A 16,167-nucleotide genomic window follows, 5' to 3' on the forward strand; every position below is an offset into this window, starting at 1 on the left:
TCGCACCGCCCAAACCGGAAGATCTTAAACAGTCGACTACTGACAGCTACTGACCGTAATCACTGCCCATGATCACGCGGAAATGCTCGAACGGTGCTCATGGTCACGCGGAAGTGCTCACGAAACTGCGGATCCTAGAGGCTGTTACAGGCGTGACGACTTCAAGACCATGTGCAGCAGCAACCGGTCCTCGCCGTCGTCCAGATCGAGGCCCGTGAGCTGCTCCACGCGCGAGAGGCGGTAGTAGAGCGTCTGGCGGTGGATGCCCAACTCCGCCGCCGTGCGGCCCGCTTGGCCCGCGCAGTCCAGGAACGCCTCTGCGGTGCGGGCGAGTTCGCGGTGGGCGGGGGAGAGCAGCGCCCGGGCCACCGGGTCCTGGGCGGCCTCCGCGGGCAGCGAGGTGAGCAGGCGGTAGGGGCCCACGTCCGACCACTGGGCCACGGGGGCGAAGCGGGGCTCGGCGCGGGCCGCGCGGGCCGCCGTCGACGCCTCCCACCAGGCGGCGCCGAGCTCCTCAAGGCCGTGCCTGGCGCTCGCGATGCCCGCCGCCGCGGAGCGGGCCGACTCCAGGAGCCGCGTGGCCGCCGCCACCGCCGGGGTGGACACGTCCGCCGAACGCAGCCGGACCAGGACCGCGAGGCTCTGGCCCGCCGTACCCCAGGGCACCGTGCACAGGGCGGTCGCCCCCTGCACCGTACGCACGGAAGGGGCGGAGTCGGGGTCGGCGGAGGGCCAGGGCGCGACGCACACCACCGCGTGCAGGCCCTCGCCGCGCGGGCCGAGCGCCGTGCGCAGGTCCGCCACCGCCATGTCCCGCTGCCAGCCGCGCTCGGCGGTCAGGGCCGCGCGGAACTCCCGGGTCAGATCGCTGCCGGCCTGCGCCTCGTCGGCGAGCAGCGCCCCGATGCGGCCCGCCACCTCCATGGCGGCGGTGAGCTGGGCGTCCGTGGGTCCGGGGGTGTCGTCAAGCAGCCATACGTAGCCCAGGGCGAACCCCCGATGCCGTACGGGAAGGCAGATACGGCCGCGGACGACGCCCGCCTCCGGAGTGGGCGGAATGCGGACCGGGGCCGTCGCGCGCGTGATGCCGAAACCCTCGAACCAGGCGCGGACGTCGGCCGTGGAGCGGCGCGTGAGGATCGAGCGGGTGCGGACCGGGTCGAGGGCCGCCGCGTCGAAGCCGCTGTCGCCGCCGCCGTCGTGCGCGCCGAAGGCGATCAGCTCGAAGTCGCGGTTCTCGAGCGTCGCGGGCGCGCCGAGCAGGGCCGAGATCTCGTCGACCAGTTCCTGGTAGTCGCCTTTCACGCTGTCCATTCTGACGTAGTTCGCCCCCGCCTTCAGACAGATGTCTGAGATCCAGGGCACGGATGCGTGACAGCTGTCGATGGCACCGGCTCCGAGGGATCCTTAAGTTTCACGGTGGTTCTCCGTGCCGTACCGGGTTGTTACGCATATCCAGGTACGGCCCCGTCTCAATCTCTCCGTGGAGGTGCCCGTGCTGGGTCCCGTGATCCTCGCCGCGTCGCGCAGCGACCGGATGCGCCGTTTCGTGTCGGCGGCCCCGGGCACCAAGCAGGTCGTCGGCCGGTTCATCGCCGGTGAGACGGTGGACCAGGTCGTCCCGATCATCACGGACGCCGCCGACAAGGGCCTTGAAGTCACCCTCGACGTCGTCGGCGAGGACATCACCACGCCCGAGCAGGCCGCCGCCGCGCGCGACGCCTACCTGGAGCTCGTCGAGCGCCTCAAGGACCTCGGCCTCGGCACGAAGGCCGAGATGTCCGTGAAACTGTCGATGTTCGGCCAGGCGCTGGAAGGCGGCCACGAGCTGGCCCTCGCCAACATCCGCCCGGTCGTCGAGGCCGCCGCCGCGATCGGCACCACGGTCACCCTGGACGCCGAGGACCACACCACCCTCGACTCGATGTTCGCCATCCACGAGGAGCTGCGGAAGGACTTCCCGCAGACCGGCTGCGTCATCCAGTCCTACCTCTTCCGCACCGAGGACGACGCCCGCCGCCTGGCCGCCGCCGGCAGCCGCGTACGCATCGTGAAGGGCGCCTACAAGGAGCCCGCCGAGGTCGCGTACCTGGACAAGGCGGAGATCGACAAGGCGTACGTGCGGATCACGCGCATCCTCATGGAGGGCGACGGGTACCCGATGATCGGGTCCCACGACCCGCGCCTGATCTCCATCGCGCAGGAGCTCGCGCGGCGTGCGGGGCGCAAACTGGATGAGTACGAGTTCCAGATGCTGTACGGCATCCGCAGCGACGAGCACGTTCGGCTCGCGGCCGAGGGCCACCGGATGCGGGTGTACACCGCGTACGGCACCGACTGGTACGGATATTTCATGCGCCGCCTCGCGGAGAAGCCGGCCAACCTGCTCTTCTTCGCCCGCTCCATCCTCACCAAGGGCTGAGCGCTCCTTTCCCGACTTCCCCCGACCCCCCCTTAAGGAGATACGGACTCATGGACGCCGTGACCCAGGTCCCCGCCCCCGTCAACGAGCCGGTGCATGGCTACGCCCCCGGTTCCCCGGAGCGCGCCCGCCTCGAGACCAAGCTCAAGGAACTCTCCGAGAACCCCATCGAGCTGCCGATGACCATCGGCGGCGTCAAGCGCCTCGGTGGCGGTGAGCCCTTCCAGGTCGTGCAGCCGCACAACCACAAGGCCGTCATCGGCAACGGCCGCGGCGCCACCAAGCAGGACGCCCAGGACGCGATCGACGCCGCGCTCGCCGCCGCCCCCGCGTGGCGCGCGATGGCCTTCGACGACCGCGCCGCGATCATCCTGCGCGCCGCCGAGCTGCTCTCCACGACGTGGCGCGAGACGCTCGCCGCCTCGACGATGCTCGGCCAGTCCAAGACCGCCCAGCAGGCCGAGATCGACACGCCCTGCGAGCTCATCGACTTCTGGCGCTTCAACGTCAAGTACGCCCGTGACCTGCTCGCCGAGCAGCCCCCGGCGAACGCGACCGGCGTCTGGAACCGTCTGGACCACCGCCCGCTCGAGGGCTTCGTCTACGCGATCACCCCCTTCAACTTCACCGCGATCGCGGGCAACCTCCCCACCGCCCCCGCCCTCATGGGCAACGTGGTGGTCTGGAAGCCGTCCCCGACGCAGACGCACGCCGCCGTCCTGCTGATGCAGCTCCTGGAAGAGGCGGGCCTGCCCAAGGGCGTCATCAACCTCGTCACCGGCGACGGCATCGCCGTCTCCGAGGTCGCCCTGCACCACCGCGACCTCGCGGGCATCCACTTCACCGGCTCGACCCCGACCTTCCAGCACCTGTGGAAGACGGTCGGCGAGAACATCGCCAAGTACCGCACCTACCCCCGCCTGGTCGGCGAGACCGGCGGCAAGGACTTCGTCGTCGCGCACCCGAGCGCCGACCGCGCCATCCTCAAGACGGCCCTGACCCGTGGCTCCTTCGAGTTCCAGGGCCAGAAGTGCAGCGCCTCCTCGCGCGCCTACGTTCCGGCCTCGATCTGGAACTCCGGTTTCAAGGAGGAGTTCGCGGCCGAGGTCGACGGCATCAAGATGGGCGACGTCACGGACCTCTCCAACTTCATCGGAGCGGTCATCGACGAGCGCGCGTTCGCCAAGAACAAGGCGGCCATCGACCGCGCCAAGTCGGACGACTCCTGCACGATCGTCGCGGGCGGCACGTACGACGACTCGGTGGGCTACTTCGTGCGCCCGACCGTCGTCGAGTGCTCGGACCCGGCGAGCGAGGTCTTCACGACCGAGTACTTCGGTCCGTTCCTTGCGGTCCACGTCTACGAAGACGACAAGTACGAGGAGATGCTGACCCAGATGGAGTCGGCATCGGACTACGCCCTGACGGGTTCGGTCATCGCGAACGACCGCGCGGCAGCGGCGTACACGATGGACAAGCTCCGCTACGCGGCGGGCAACTTCTACATCAACGACAAGTCGACCGGCGCCGTCGTCGGCCAGCAGCCCTTCGGCGGCGGTCGCGCCTCCGGCACCTGCGACAAGGCGGGCGCCCCGCAGAACCTGCAGCGCTGGACGCTGACCCGCGCCATCAAGGAGACGCTGGTCCCGCCGACGGAGTACGGCTACCCGCACATGGGCTGACGCCCCCCGGGGCCTCGACGCCCCTCCCTGAACTCCGCCTCCGACCTGGGCCCCACCCCGGTCGGGGGCGGTGTCATTTTCCGGGGCCGTCCAGGCGCCGGGTCAGGAAGCCGTCGATGAGCCCGGCGATCTGCGCCGCGTGGGTCTCCAGGGCGAAGTGGCCGGCGGGCAGGAGGTGTACCTCGGCCTCCGGCAGGTCACGGAGGAAGGCGAGGGCGCCGTCCGGCACGAAGATCTCGTCGTGGGCACCCCAGGCCGCGAGCAGCGGCACCTGGGAGGCACGGAAGTACTCCTGGAACGCGGGGTACAGGTCGATGTTGCTGCCGTAATCACCCATCAGGGCGAGCTGGATCTCGTCCTGGCCCTCGCGCGCCATCAGAGCGATGTCGTGGAGCCAGGCGTCGGGGCTGACCAGGGACGGGTCGGGAACGCCGTGCGTGTACTGCCACTTGATGCCTTCCGGGGAACGGATCTCCCGTACGGCGGCGGCGGTCTTCTCGTTCGGGTCGGCGATGTACGCGAGGACGGGCGCCCAGGCTTCGGCGCCGAGGCCCTCCTCGTACGCGTTGCCGTTCTGCGTGACGATCGCGGTGACGCGCTCGGGGTGCGCGAGGGCCAGGCGCAGACCTATGGGTGCGCCGTAGTCCTGGACGTAGAGCGCGAAGCGGGTCAGGCCCAGCTGCTCGGTGAACTCCGCGGTGAGGTCGGCGAGTTCGGCGAAGGTGTACGTGAAGTCCTGCGGCGCGGGGGTGGCGGAGCGGCCGAAGCCGATGTGGTCCGGGGCGATGACGCGGTAGCGGTCGGCGAGGAGCGGGATGAGGTCGCGGAACATGTGCGAGCTGGTGGGGAAGCCGTGCAGCAGGAGGAGTACGGGGGCGTCGGCGGGGCCTGCCTCGCGGTAGGAGATCTCGTGGCCGCGGACGGTGGTGGTGCGGTGGTGGGTCTTGTGGGTTCCCTGACTGCTCATATCTAACCCCTCAAGTGTGGTTTGGTGGTTGCTTCTGGGGTGAGTAGAGCACAGGACGGTCTAACCAGTCAATGTTCTTTAGAGGGTTAGGTGTGGCGGCGGCGGTCAGACGCTGCTCTTGCCCGTCGCCGCGGAGATCACCTCGTCCAGGACCTCCCTGGCCCGCAGCAACTCCTCCACCATGCCGTCGATCCGCGCCCGCTCCACCGCCAACTCCTCCACCAGCCACGGCGTGGCCTTCTCCGAGGGGCCGCCGTCCTTGTCCCGCATGCACGGCAGCAACTGCTCGATCTTCGCGCTGCACAGGCCCGCGGCGAACAGCTCCTGGATGTGGATGACGCGGTCCACCGCGTGCTCCGGATACTCACGGTGCCCGCCGGGAGTACGCTCGGCGGCCAGCAGGCCCTGCTTCTCGTAGTAGCGCAGCGACCGTTCGCTCACAGCGGTACGCTTCGCCAGCTCGCCGATCCTCATGTCCCGCGTACCTCCGCACTTGAATCTGACACCAGTGTCAGCTCCTACCGTTCCGGCATGACGAACAGCGAGCTCCTCACACCGTATTCCGCGCCTTCCGCCCACGGCCTGCGTCTGCCCAATCGCATCGTGATGGCCCCCATGAGCCGCCATCGCGCCGCGGAGGACGGCACCCCGCTGCCCGTGGTCGCCGAGCACTACGCCCAGCGCGCCACCGCCGGCCTCATCGTCACCGAGGGCATGTGGCCCGCCAGTAGAGGGCAGAGCGACTGGCGGATCCCGGGGATCGAGACCTCCGCCCACGTCGCGGGCTGGCGCAGGGTGACCGAGGCGGTGCACGAGGCGGGCGGCAGGATCTACGCGCAGCTCATGCACGGTGGCCGCAAGGGCCACCCCCTGGCCCGGATCGACGGCGACCTTCCCGCGGGGCCCTCCGCGGTGCTCGTGCCGGGCCGTGTCCACGTCAGCGACGGCGGGAAGGCCGATCCGGTCGTCCCGCGCGCGATGACCCGCGACGAGATCCACACCGCCGTGCGCGACCATGTCACCGCGGCCCGCAACGCCGTCGCCGCGGGCTTCGACGGGGTCGAACTCCACGGTGCCAACAGCTACTTGATCCACCAGTTCCTCGCCGACAACACCAACTTCCGCGAGGACGAGTACGGCCGGGGCTCGATCGCCGACCGCATCCGCTTCGCCGTCGAGGTGACCCGGGCCGTCGCCGACGCCATCGGCGCCGAGCGCCTTGGGCTGCGCCTCTCGCCGGGCAACCCGCAGTTCGGCATGGCGGAGGCCGACCCGGGCCCCGTCTACCGCGCCCTGGTCGACGAGCTCGACGGCCTCGGCCTCGCCTACCTCCACCTCACCGACAACGCCGACTACCCCGCCCTCGCCGACCTGCGCCCCCACTGGCACGGCACGCTCATCGCCAACGTGGGCGAGAACGGCGACCCGACCTCGCGTGAGGCGGGAGAGGCGGTCCTGGCGGCCGGGCGCGCCGATCTCGTCTCGTACGGCAGGGCTTTCATCTCCAACCCCGACCTGCCGGAGCGGTTCGCGGTGGACGCGCCCCTCCAGGAGATCGACGCGGCGCACCTCTACACCCACGGGGCCGAGGGGTACACCGACTACCCTTTCCTGGAGCGCCAGTTGGTCTCCGCTCAGACCTCCACAAGCACCTGATCCAGCGTTTTCCGCACGAGATCGGGGACCTGGCAGTCCGGTGCCGGATAGCCCACGGGTATCACCGCGAACGCCTTCTCGTTCTCCGGACGGCCCAGGACCTGCGACAGGAAGCGCATGGGGCTCGGAGTGTGGATCAGTGCGGCGAGCCCCGACAGATGCAGCGCGGAGAGCAGCATCCCGACCGCGATGCCGACCGACTCGTCCACGTAGTAATGCTTGTGCTTGGTGCCGTCGTCCCCGAGCCAGTACCGCTGCTGGAAGACGACGATCAGCGCGGGCGCGTCCGTCAGATGGGTCTTGATCCCGTCGGTGCCGAGCGGACGCAGCGCCGCGAGCCACTCCTCGCCGAGCCGGCCGTCGTACGAGATCCGCTCCTCGCGCTCGGCGGCCTCGCGGATGCGCGCGCGGATCGCAGGATCCCGTACGAGGACGAACGTCCACGGCTGCTGATGTGCGCCGGAGGGTGCGGTCGCCGCGCACGCGATGGCGTCCCGCACGGCCTGCTCCGGGACGGGGTCGGGGGCGAACTGCCGCACCGTGCGCCGCTCCCGCATCCGCGTCCGCAACTCGGCGGCGTGCGCGAGGGATTGGTCCTCGGGCATGCGGGCGGGGCGGTACGGGACGGAGCGGTAGGGCTCGCCGTGGATGGGGGTCCACTCCTGCTGCTGTTCGGTCTCAGGCATGCGTCCGATTCTGCGGCGGAAGGTGCCGCGCGCGCCATGGTGCAGACCAATTTCCGGCCGGGGTGGCCGCTGTGCCCGGAGTCCTCAGCTCCAGCCCGCCACGATCAGCGAGAGACCGGTCGCGAAGCCGCCGCAGAGCAGCGCCAGATACACGGCGTAGAACCTGCGCAGCCGGTGTACGAGGAAGCCGAACGCCCCGAAGGCGAGGCCCACCGTGAGGGTGCGGGAGCCGCGCGAGAGGGCCGAGTGGGCCAGCCAGTCGGACGGCGCGATGTCCGCGCGGCCCGCCTCCCGTGCGTACACCTTGAAGGGGATGCCGTTCCAGGGCTGGTGGCGGACGGCTGCCGCCGACTCGACGGACAGTTCCTCGCGTACTTCGGCGCGCATACGTTCCGTGGTCAGCGGCTGCGGCAACTGGACGCCTGAGGCTGCCAGTTGGAGCGCGAGGAGGCCGCCGGCCAGGCTGCCCGCCAGTGCCAGGAGGGACAGCTTCAGGGCCCGGCGCGGTACCGCCACGCAGGCGATCGCCAGGAACAGCTCCGGCATCAGCGGCCAGCTCAGCGCCTCCGCGCACGCCCAGGCGAAGGCGAGTGCGAGGCCCCAGCGGGAGCCGGCGACCGTAGCGGTGCGCTTGCGCGTGGCGGAGTCCCTGAGGGGTTCTTCGTTCGTACGCCGACGCAGTGCGGCCACCGCGTCGCGGGCCTCCTCGGGGGTGACCGAGGCGGGCAGCGGCTCACCGATGGCGACCCGCACCAGGGCGGGGCGGAGCCTGCCGTGCTTGGGCAGCAGGCGGTCCGTGCCCGCGATGGCGACCGGGACCACGGGTACGTTCGCGTGTCGGGCGAGCACCAGGGCGCCCTTGTGGAAGGCGCCAAGTTCGCCTGCCCTGGCGCGGGTTCCCTCCGGGAAGAGGACAACGGCTCCGCCCGCGCGGAGGCCGTCCGCCCTGGCGAGGAGGTCGTCCATGCCGCCACCGGTGCGGCGCACGGGGAATCCCGCGGCGAGGCGGCTGCAGATGCGGCTGCGCCGGCGGGAGGCGAACCAGTAGTCGGCGGCGGCGCCGATCGCGGGGGAGTGGCGGGCGTCCAGGGCGGCGAGGAGGGCGGCGGTGTCGGCGTGGGAGGAGTGATTGGCCACGACGACGCAGCCACCGGGCGGCAGTTGACCCCTTCGCTGGACACCTCCGGTGAGGGTGAGGAGGGTCCACCACAGGGCGCGGCGGAGGTACGCGGCGCGAGGCCTTGCGCACCGTCGATCACCGGCTCCGCCGAGTTCGTCCTCAATCGCCGGACGGGCTGGATACGTCGTACGAACCCTCACAGCGTCACCACCATCGTCAGGAGCAGAGCCACCAGCAGCGAATCGATCCGGTCGAGCAGGCCGCCGAACCCGGGCAGCCAGCTCCCCGCGTCCTTTACTCCCGCCTCTCGCTTGACCATCGACTCCAGGAGATCCCCGAGCACGCAGCCCACAAGCACCGCCGCCCACAGCACGGGGGAGAACGCGCCGACCGCGGCCAGCGCCCCGGCGGTCGCGGCGGCGGCGCCCACGACCCCGGCCCAGGTTTTGTTGGGGGAGAGGGGAGACAGCGGGCGGGACAGGAATCCGGTGCGGCCGAGCGCCGTGCCCCCGCACCACGCCCCTACGTCCCCGAACGCCACCGCGACCCCCACCGCCACCGCCGTGTCGCCCAGCAGGACGAGGCCGCTCAGCGATACGGGGATCCACAGCAGCCCGAAGACGGTCCGCGAGGTGTGCGTGAAGCCGTGCGTCGCGTCACCCGAGAGCAGCGAGGCCAGCGCGGCGGCAATCAGCAGGCCCCCGGCCGTCCTCAGGTCCAATGCGTCAGGCGCGACCCAGGCGAGGCCCGGCACCGCGACGGCCCCCGCCCACAGCACCGCGCGGTCGCCCCGCGGCAGCCCCGCCATCCGCGCGTACTCGCCCACGGCGACGACGCCGAGCCCGGCCGCGAGCGCGAACACCCCCGCCCGGCCGAGGAAGAACGCCCCGAGGAAGAGCGGCGCGGACAGCGCCCAGGTCCGCCACCGCTTGCGCAGCTCGGCCCGCATCCGCACCCCCGAGGGCAGCGCGGCGACGGCTACCCCGCCCACACCAAGCACCCCGGCCACCACGGGCACCGCCCGCCCCGCCGCTTCCCCGGCGACGAACGCGGCGCTCATCGCTGACCCTCCGGGCAAGCCTGGCCCAAGTCCCGCCACAGCCGCGCGAGCCGCAGCCCCGCCGTCAGGGCCGAGCCCGCCGCGATCACCGCCAGTACCGGGATCACCCAACCCGAAGCCGCCGCCAGGACGACGAGCGCGCAGCGCTCCGTCTTGCCGACCGGGCCGCCGTTCAGGCGCCCCGCGCCCGCCGCCGCCCCGGCAAGCGAGACCCAGGAAGGCAGCGTGGCCGCGAGGCCTGCCGTGGCCACCAGCCAGAGCGGGGCCAGGGTCAGGAAGCCCGCGATGACCACCAAGTCGGCGGCGCGGTCGCCCAGTTCGTTGAGGAGCGCGCCGCGGCGCGTCATACGGCCGGTGTCGCGGGCCAGCGCCCCGTCGAGGTTCGCGAAGGCGAGGCGGGCCGCGAGCAGCGCGGCCACCGGGAGCGCGGCCACCGGCACCGGCAGCCAGGCGAGCGCCGCCGCCGCGCCCGCGGCGCAGAGCACGCCCGCCACGGTGAGGGTGTCGGGCGACACCTCGCGGCGGGCGAGCGCACCGCGTACGCCGGACAACCGGTCCGCGTACCAGGGCTTGAGAGCGTAGAGGCCGTTCATGGCACCGACTCTGCCGCCGCCGGGCCGCGGGCGAATCGGCGTGCGTACTCAGATGTGCGCTGAGTACGGTGGACGGGTGACCACGCTGCGTACGGCCCATACCTCCGATCTCGCGCCCGCCGAACTGCGCGCCGCCCGCGCGCTGATGGACGAGGCGTTCGACGGTGACTTCGCCGACGCGGACTGGGACCACGGACTCGGCGGCGTCCACGCCCTGGTGCACGACGCGTCCGGCGTCCTCCTCGCGCACGGCTCCGTCGTCCAGCGCCGCATCCTGCACAACGGCCTCTCGCTGCGCATCGGTTATGTCGAAGCGGTCGCCGTCCGCCCGGACCGGCAGCGGCAGGGCCTCGGCGGGCAGGTCATGGGCGCCTTGGAGCGGGTGATCGACCGGGCGTACGTCCTGGGCGCGCTCTCCGCGTCGGACGAGGGCCGGCGGCTCTACCTCGCGCGCGGCTGGCAGGAGTGGAAGGGCGCGGTCGGCAGCCTCGGCCCGGACGGGGTGATCCTCATGCCGGATGAGGAGCCCCCGCTCCTCTGGGGCGCCGCCCTCGACCCGGCGCACGACCTCCTCATCGACTGGCGCGACGGAGACATCTTCTAGACGGTGACGATGATCTTGCCGAGGTTCTCGCCCCGCAGCATCCCCAGGAACGCCTCCACGATCCGCTCGAACCCGCCGACCACGGTCTCGTCGAGCCCGACGCGCCCGCTCTGCAGGTGCGGCACCACGAACTCGTACAACTCCTCTTGCGCCTCATAGTGGTTGCGTAGGTGGAAGCCCTCCATGCGCAGGCTCTTCTCGACGATGTCGGGGAGATTGCGCAGGGCGTACGGCGTGCCGGTGCTGTTGTACTGGGCCATCGTGCCGATCCGTACGATCCGCCCGTACTCCCGCAGCGAGGAGATCGCCGCTTCGAGGTGCTCGCCGCCGACGTTGTCCACGTACAGGTCGATCCCGCCGGGCGCCGCCTTCGCGAGCAGGTCGGCCGTCGGGCCCGCGTGGTAGTCGAAGGCCTCGTCGTAGCCGACGTGTTCGGTCAGATAGGCCGCCTTCGCCGCCGTCCCCGCGCTGCCGACGAGCCGCCCCGCTCCCATCAGCCGGGCGAGCCGCCCGGTGGCCGTGCCCACGCCACCGGCAGCCGCCGAGACGAACAGGTCCTGCCCCTCGCGGAGTTGGGCGATGCGGGTGAGCCCGACGTAGGCGGTGAGCCCGGTGCCGCCGAGGATGCTCAGATGCGCGGAGAGCGGTACGCCCTCGAAGCGGGGCACAGCGCGTGCCTCGCCGGGAGTGACGACGGAGTGGGTGCGCCAGCCCTGCCGGTGGAAGACGATCTCGCCCTCGCGGAGCGCGGGGTCGCGGGACTCGATGACACGGCCGAGCGCCCGGCCCTCCAGGGGCGCGTTCAGTGCGAAGTCCCCGTCCATCATTTCGCGGTGATAGGGGTCCACCGACCAGTACAGGTTCTCCACCAGGGCCGTTCCGGGGGCGGGCGTCGCAGGGGCGGACTCCACGAAGGCGAAGTGGCCGGGGGTGGGGTAGCCGTGGGGGCGGGCGATCTGGTGCACGGTGAGCGCGGTCTCGGTCATGGCGCCGACCGTACGGAGGAATGAGGGGGCCGGGCAGAGGGTTGCGCTCATGGAACGGCCCGGACCATGAAGAGCCCTCATAGAAGCAGGTGGGACCCAGGATGACCGCAGCCAGCACCGCGAACGCGACTGCCGCCGCCAGTGACCTGGCCCCGCACGAGCTGCGCATCCTGGTGGCCGTCGACTGCGAGCGCGGCTTCTCGGCGGCGGCCAAGGCCCTCGGGGTGACCCAGTCCGCCGTCTCGCACTCCATACGCGGGACCGAGCGCAAGGTCGGAGCAGTGCTCTTCGAGCGGGGCCGCAAGGGCGCGACGCCGACCGCGGCCGGTGCCGCCGCCGCTGCCCACGCCCGGCGCGTCCTGCGGCTCCTGGACGCCCTGGCCGCCGATGCCCGCGGCGCCGAACGGGGCACGGTCGCGGGCCCGCTGCGCATCGCCGCCTTCCGCAGTGTGGTCCTGCACCTGCTGCCGCCCGTCCTGGAGCGCCTCACCGCCCGCCATCCCGGCATCGAACCGGAGGTGCGCGTCGTCCGCGAGCTGGGCGCGGGGACCGCGGGGGAGGTGGCGGAGGGGCGTGCGGACGTGGGCATCGCGACGGTCGGGGCGAGCTCGCCGGTGCCTGCGGGGCTCATCGGCGGCGTACTCGTCGAGGAGCCCTACTCGCTGGTGCACCCCGCGGGCCACCCCGACCCGCGGTCCCTGCCACTGGTGGACTGGCACGAGAACTGCGGCTCCTACACCCGTCAGTGGTGGGCCGGGCAGGAGTGGATCCCGAAGGCGACCGTCCTGACCGAGGACGACGGAGCAGTGCTCTCGATGGTGAGCAGGGGTCTCGGTATGGCGATCATGCCCGCGCTCTCCCTGAACGGAGCACCGGACGGAATCGAGATCACTGATCTCGGTCCGGAGCGCCCGACGCGTTCCGTGGGCTACGTCACCACCCCGGAGCTGGCTCAGACGGCCGCCGTCCGGGCCCTGATCCGCGAGCTCAGAGGTGCCGAAGGGGGGGCGGCGAGTGAGGCCCGTCTCAGATAGTAGGAAGTCCGAGTAATTGTGGAGACAGATGCTCCGTCCTCGCTTAGCTTTGTTAGAAGCCGAACGTCTCGCTCGATCAAGCGAATGGCGGTCGTGAGCCGGAGCCCCACGCAGGCAACCCCTGCGGCTCCTCCGCTCCCCGCCCCTTCCGGCGTCTCGAAATCACGCTTCCCTCAAGGAGTGGACTTCTCATGGCCGAGACGACCGCACGCCGAGTCCGACACGCCTCCCGTACCAGCGATTCCGACCGCAAGAAGGCCGCCGCGGCCCTGCAGCGCGCCCTCGACCGCAGGGACAACGGCGGCGAGACGGGTCACTGACCCGCCCGCGCACCTGAGTCCCTACTTACCGCGCACCACCTCGAAGTGGTCCACGCGCTCACCGCTCTCGGCGAGCGCGGAGACCGTCAGCTTCGGGCTCGCGCCGGCCGTCACCTCCACCGCGAGGAACGAGAAGCCGGTGTACCGCACCCGTGACCACTCCACTGTGTCCGGGTCGGGAAGGCGCGCCTTCGTCCAGTGGAACGACAGGATCGAGTCCCGGTCCTCGACGTTGCCCTCGAAGCTGTCCTTGACGCCCGCCGGGAAGCTGTAGAGGTCCTTGCCCGCGCCGCCCGCGGTGACGTACACGATGCCGTCGCGCGTCGGATCGGTCGACGCGCCGACCGGCACGGGCTTGCCGACCTCGCCGTTCTTGATGGCGTCGGTGCGCTCGTAGACGTGGTTGTGTCCGTTGATGACCAGGTCCACCTGGTGCTTGGTGAACAGATCGAGCCACGCGTCGCGCACCCCGCCGTCCGAGGCGTGGGTCGCCGTCGAGTACATGCAGTGGTGGAAGAAGACCACGACGAAGTCGACGGACTCGTCCGCCCGCAGTTCTCTCAGGCGCTTGTCCAGCCAGGCGGTCTGCTTGCCGTCCGTGTACCCCTTGTTGGCGGGGATCTCGTACGAGACGTCGTTCGCGTCGAGCGCGACGACGCCGACATTGCCGTACGTGAAGGAGTAGACGCCCGGCGCGTTCTTGGGGTCGAAGCCGTTCTCGGGGAGCGACCAGCGGGCGGACTGGCCTCCGTAGCCGTTGGGTGAGTACCAGGCCTCCATGTCGTGGTTGCCGGTCGTCACCATCCATGGGACCGACTTCGCCACGGACTCCGTCTGCGCGAGGAAGGTGTCCCACACGCGTGCGTCGTACGTGTCGGACTCCTTGCCGTGCCCGGTGCTGTCCGCGTAGCAGATGTCGCCCGCGTGCAGATGGAAGGACGGGTTCTGGCCCAGGATCAACTGGTCGTTGGCGAGCGCGTCGTAGCTCACGCCCTGGTCGCCGAAGGCCGTGAAGACGAACTTCTCCGCTTTGGCCGGGGCCGTGCGGAAGGAGCCGATCGTCGCCATCCGCTCGGGCGACGCCGGGTCGAAGCCGTCGTGCCCGACGCCGTAGTAGTACGTCGTGCCGGGCTTCAGGCCGTCGAGTGCCGCGTGCAGGTAGTACTGCTCGACCGCGGGCAGCTTCTTCGACAGGGACGGGGTACGCAGGTCGCGCACCTCCGCCTCGACCTTCTGGCTCAACTCCCAGGGCTTCGACCCCACCCGCAGGTAAGGGGACTTGACGGCGAACGGCACCTGCCAGGAGACCCGCATCTGCGTCTTCGGGTCGGCCCCGAAGGCGAGATGCCGGGCGAAGGGCGCCACAAGCCTGCCGTCGACCTTGACCGGCGCGGACGGCGAGGCCAGCGGGCTCGACGCCGAGGCGCCCGCGCCGTGGGCGCTGCCCGAGCTGCCCGCGAGCAGCGCGATGCCGCCCGCCGTTCCAGCCGTGGCGAACGAGCCGGCGAGAACCTTGCGGCGGGAGAACTTCTTGCGCAGGTACGCGTGCTGTTCCGGCATGCTCATCCCGGACGCGAGGTGCTCCGGTATGCCGACGTTGGGGGTCTCCATAGAGGGAGAACTTCCCAGTAACTTCCAACTCCCGCCAGGCCTGCGGGTGAAGAGAGGGTGGCCATGTGGTGGCGTACTCGTGGGGCATGCGCGCGGCCTACCAGGGGTGTCCGCATGCCGGACTGCTCGTGTCATCCCGTGGGACGGAGCGTAGGCTGCCCGCATGTCTCGCAGCATCAATCTCGCAGTGATCCCCGGTGATGGAATCGGCCAGGAAGTCGTGGCCCAGGGGCTCAAGGTCCTCAATGCCGTCCTCCCGCAGGATGTGAAGCTGGAGACCAAGGAGTTCGACTTCGGCGCCAAGCGCTATCACGCCACCGGTGAGACCCTCACCGACGCCGACGTCGACGCCCTCAAGCAGTACGACGCGATCCTCCTCGGCGCGATCGGTGACCCTTCGGTCCCGTCCGGCGTCCTGGAGCGCGGCTTCCTGCTGAAGCTCCGCTTCCTCTTCGACCACCACGTCAACCTGCGGCCCTCGAAGCTCCTTCCCGGCGTCTCCACCCCGCTCGCGGGCCAGCCGGAGATCGACTTCATCGTCGTACGCGAAGGGACCGAGGGCCCGTACACGGGCAATGGCGGCTCGATCCGCACGGGCACCCCGCACGAGGTCGCCACCGAGGTCTCCGTCAACACCGCCTTCGGTGTGGAGCGCGTGGTCCGTGACGCCTTCGCCCGCGCGCAGGCCCGCCCGCGCAAGAAGCTGACGCTGGTCCACAAGAACAACGTCCTCGCGTACGCCGGTCACCTCTGGACGAACGTCTTCAACAAGGTGGCCAAGGAGTTCCCCGAGGTCACCACCGACTACATCCACGTCGACGCCGCGACGATCTACCTCGTCACCGACCCCGGCCGCTTCGACGTGATCGTCACCGACAACCTCTTCGGCGACATCATCACCGACCTCGCGGCTGCCGTCTCCGGCGGCATCGGCGTCGCGGCCTCCGGCAACATCAACCCGGCGCGCGAGTTCCCCTCGATGTTCGAGCCCGTGCACGGTTCGGCGCCGGACATCGCGGGCCAGGGCAAGGCCGACCCGTCGGCCACCGTTCTGTCCGTCGCGCTGCTCCTGCGTCACCTCGGGTACGAGGACGAGGCCGCGCGCATCGAGACGGCCGTCTCCGCGGACCTCGCGGAGCGCGGCGAGACGGTCCGCTCCACGGAGCAGATCGGCGACGCCCTCGCCGTACGAGTAGCTGGCTGACCCGGCAGCTCACCCTTCTGACGCAGAAGCCGCCGGGTCTGGTTCACGACCCGGCGGCTTCTCGTATGCGGCTCCGGGTGCCACCATCGACCCCTGGGCCGCATTCACGCTGTTTCTTCCTCGGGGCCACGCGAGCGATAATCGAACGTGGGGCCGCGGAATGCAGGGTTACTCGGACGTCCTAGTACGAGAAGTACAGGCGTGAGCGCGGTCCGTCACCAT

At 70.9% G+C, this 16,167-nt stretch carries 16 protein-coding genes; 7 read left to right on the top strand and 9 right to left on the bottom strand.

Annotated elements, in window-relative coordinates:
• Window positions 1-144 precede the first annotated feature (144 nt).
• Window positions 145-1,314 (bottom strand): PucR family transcriptional regulator, encoded by a 1,170-nt coding sequence (locus ACGFX9_RS17480; protein ID WP_393471939.1) that lies wholly within the window; start codon window positions 1,312-1,314, stop codon window positions 145-147.
• Between the two features lie 181 nt (window positions 1,315-1,495).
• Between ACGFX9_RS17480 and ACGFX9_RS17485 the strand changes: the two genes are divergently transcribed.
• Both ACGFX9_RS17485 and pruA read left to right on the top strand, forming a co-directional pair.
• Window positions 1,496-2,422, top strand: coding sequence for a proline dehydrogenase family protein (locus ACGFX9_RS17485; protein ID WP_393471943.1), 927 nt, complete (start codon window positions 1,496-1,498; stop codon window positions 2,420-2,422).
• 50 nt (window positions 2,423-2,472) lie between these two features.
• The gene (gene pruA / locus ACGFX9_RS17490; RefSeq protein ID WP_393471946.1) at window positions 2,473-4,104 is read left to right on the top strand and encodes an L-glutamate gamma-semialdehyde dehydrogenase; all 1,632 of its coding nucleotides are present in this window, start codon (window positions 2,473-2,475) and stop codon (window positions 4,102-4,104) included.
• Window positions 4,105-4,177: 73 nt separating this feature from the next.
• Here the strand turns inward: pruA and ACGFX9_RS17495 are convergent, their stop codons facing one another.
• Window positions 4,178-5,071 carry an alpha/beta fold hydrolase gene (locus ACGFX9_RS17495; protein WP_393471949.1) on the bottom strand — a complete coding sequence of 298 codons (894 nt, stop codon included), beginning with the start codon at window positions 5,069-5,071 and terminating at the stop codon, window positions 4,178-4,180.
• A 105-nt stretch (window positions 5,072-5,176) separates the two neighbouring features.
• Window positions 5,177-5,545 carry a MerR family transcriptional regulator gene (locus tag ACGFX9_RS17500; protein ID WP_393471951.1) on the bottom strand — a complete coding sequence of 123 codons (369 nt, stop codon included), beginning with the start codon at window positions 5,543-5,545 and terminating at the stop codon, window positions 5,177-5,179.
• Window positions 5,546-5,602: 57 nt separating this feature from the next.
• On the opposite strand from ACGFX9_RS17500, the gene ACGFX9_RS17505 reads away from it, so the two are divergent.
• Window positions 5,603-6,727 carry an alkene reductase gene (locus ACGFX9_RS17505; protein WP_393471953.1) on the top strand — a complete coding sequence of 375 codons (1,125 nt, stop codon included), beginning with the start codon at window positions 5,603-5,605 and terminating at the stop codon, window positions 6,725-6,727.
• On the opposite strand, the gene ACGFX9_RS17510 is transcribed toward ACGFX9_RS17505, so the two are convergent.
• The 4 genes from ACGFX9_RS17510 to ACGFX9_RS17525 all read right to left on the bottom strand — a co-directional run bounded on the left by ACGFX9_RS17510 (window position 6,706) and on the right by ACGFX9_RS17525 (window position 10,186).
• Window positions 6,706-7,413 (bottom strand): nitroreductase family protein, encoded by a 708-nt coding sequence (locus ACGFX9_RS17510; protein WP_393471955.1) that lies wholly within the window; start codon window positions 7,411-7,413, stop codon window positions 6,706-6,708. The genes ACGFX9_RS17505 and ACGFX9_RS17510 overlap by 22 nt on opposite strands.
• Window positions 7,414-7,497: 84 nt before the next feature.
• Window positions 7,498-8,697: a lysophospholipid acyltransferase family protein gene (locus tag ACGFX9_RS17515; RefSeq protein ID WP_393472514.1), complete on the bottom strand. Its 1,200-nt coding sequence runs from the start codon at window positions 8,695-8,697 to the stop codon at window positions 7,498-7,500.
• 32 nt (window positions 8,698-8,729) lie between these two features.
• The gene (locus tag ACGFX9_RS17520; protein ID WP_393471958.1) at window positions 8,730-9,593 is read right to left on the bottom strand and encodes a phosphatidate cytidylyltransferase; all 864 of its coding nucleotides are present in this window, start codon (window positions 9,591-9,593) and stop codon (window positions 8,730-8,732) included.
• The gene (locus ACGFX9_RS17525; RefSeq protein WP_393471961.1) at window positions 9,590-10,186 is read right to left on the bottom strand and encodes a CDP-alcohol phosphatidyltransferase family protein; all 597 of its coding nucleotides are present in this window, start codon (window positions 10,184-10,186) and stop codon (window positions 9,590-9,592) included. Before ACGFX9_RS17525 ends, ACGFX9_RS17520 begins: the two co-directional genes overlap by 4 nt.
• A gap of 52 nt (window positions 10,187-10,238) precedes the next feature.
• Between ACGFX9_RS17525 and ACGFX9_RS17530 the strand changes: the two genes are divergently transcribed.
• Window positions 10,239-10,790, top strand: coding sequence for a GNAT family N-acetyltransferase (locus tag ACGFX9_RS17530; protein ID WP_393472517.1), 552 nt, complete (start codon window positions 10,239-10,241; stop codon window positions 10,788-10,790).
• Here the strand turns inward: ACGFX9_RS17530 and ACGFX9_RS17535 are convergent.
• Window positions 10,787-11,776: an NADP-dependent oxidoreductase gene (locus ACGFX9_RS17535; protein ID WP_393471965.1), complete on the bottom strand. Its 990-nt coding sequence runs from the start codon at window positions 11,774-11,776 to the stop codon at window positions 10,787-10,789. The two genes, ACGFX9_RS17530 and ACGFX9_RS17535, sit on opposite strands and share 4 nt — an antisense overlap.
• Before the next feature lie 101 nt (window positions 11,777-11,877).
• Between ACGFX9_RS17535 and ACGFX9_RS17540 the strand changes: the two genes are divergently transcribed.
• Both ACGFX9_RS17540 and ACGFX9_RS17545 read left to right on the top strand, forming a co-directional pair.
• Window positions 11,878-12,810 carry a LysR family transcriptional regulator gene (locus ACGFX9_RS17540; protein ID WP_393471969.1) on the top strand — a complete coding sequence of 311 codons (933 nt, stop codon included), beginning with the start codon at window positions 11,878-11,880 and terminating at the stop codon, window positions 12,808-12,810.
• Window positions 12,811-13,001: 191 nt separating this feature from the next.
• Window positions 13,002-13,130 carry a hypothetical protein gene (locus ACGFX9_RS17545; protein WP_393471971.1) on the top strand — a complete coding sequence of 43 codons (129 nt, stop codon included), beginning with the start codon at window positions 13,002-13,004 and terminating at the stop codon, window positions 13,128-13,130.
• A 21-nt stretch (window positions 13,131-13,151) separates the two neighbouring features.
• On the opposite strand, the gene ACGFX9_RS17550 is transcribed toward ACGFX9_RS17545, so the two are convergent.
• Window positions 13,152-14,741, bottom strand: a complete 1,590-nt coding sequence (locus ACGFX9_RS17550; protein WP_393471974.1) for a purple acid phosphatase family protein — start codon at window positions 14,739-14,741, stop codon at window positions 13,152-13,154.
• 163 nt (window positions 14,742-14,904) lie between these two features.
• Between ACGFX9_RS17550 and ACGFX9_RS17555 the strand changes: the two genes are divergently transcribed.
• Entirely contained in the window at window positions 14,905-15,945 is a 1,041-nt protein-coding gene (locus ACGFX9_RS17555; protein WP_393471977.1) for a 3-isopropylmalate dehydrogenase, read from the top strand.
• Window positions 15,946-16,167: the final 222 nt, after the last annotated feature.

The sequence above is a fragment of the Streptomyces sp. NPDC048436 genome, assembly GCF_043200355.1.
Taxonomy (GTDB): domain Bacteria; phylum Actinomycetota; class Actinomycetes; order Streptomycetales; family Streptomycetaceae; genus Streptomyces.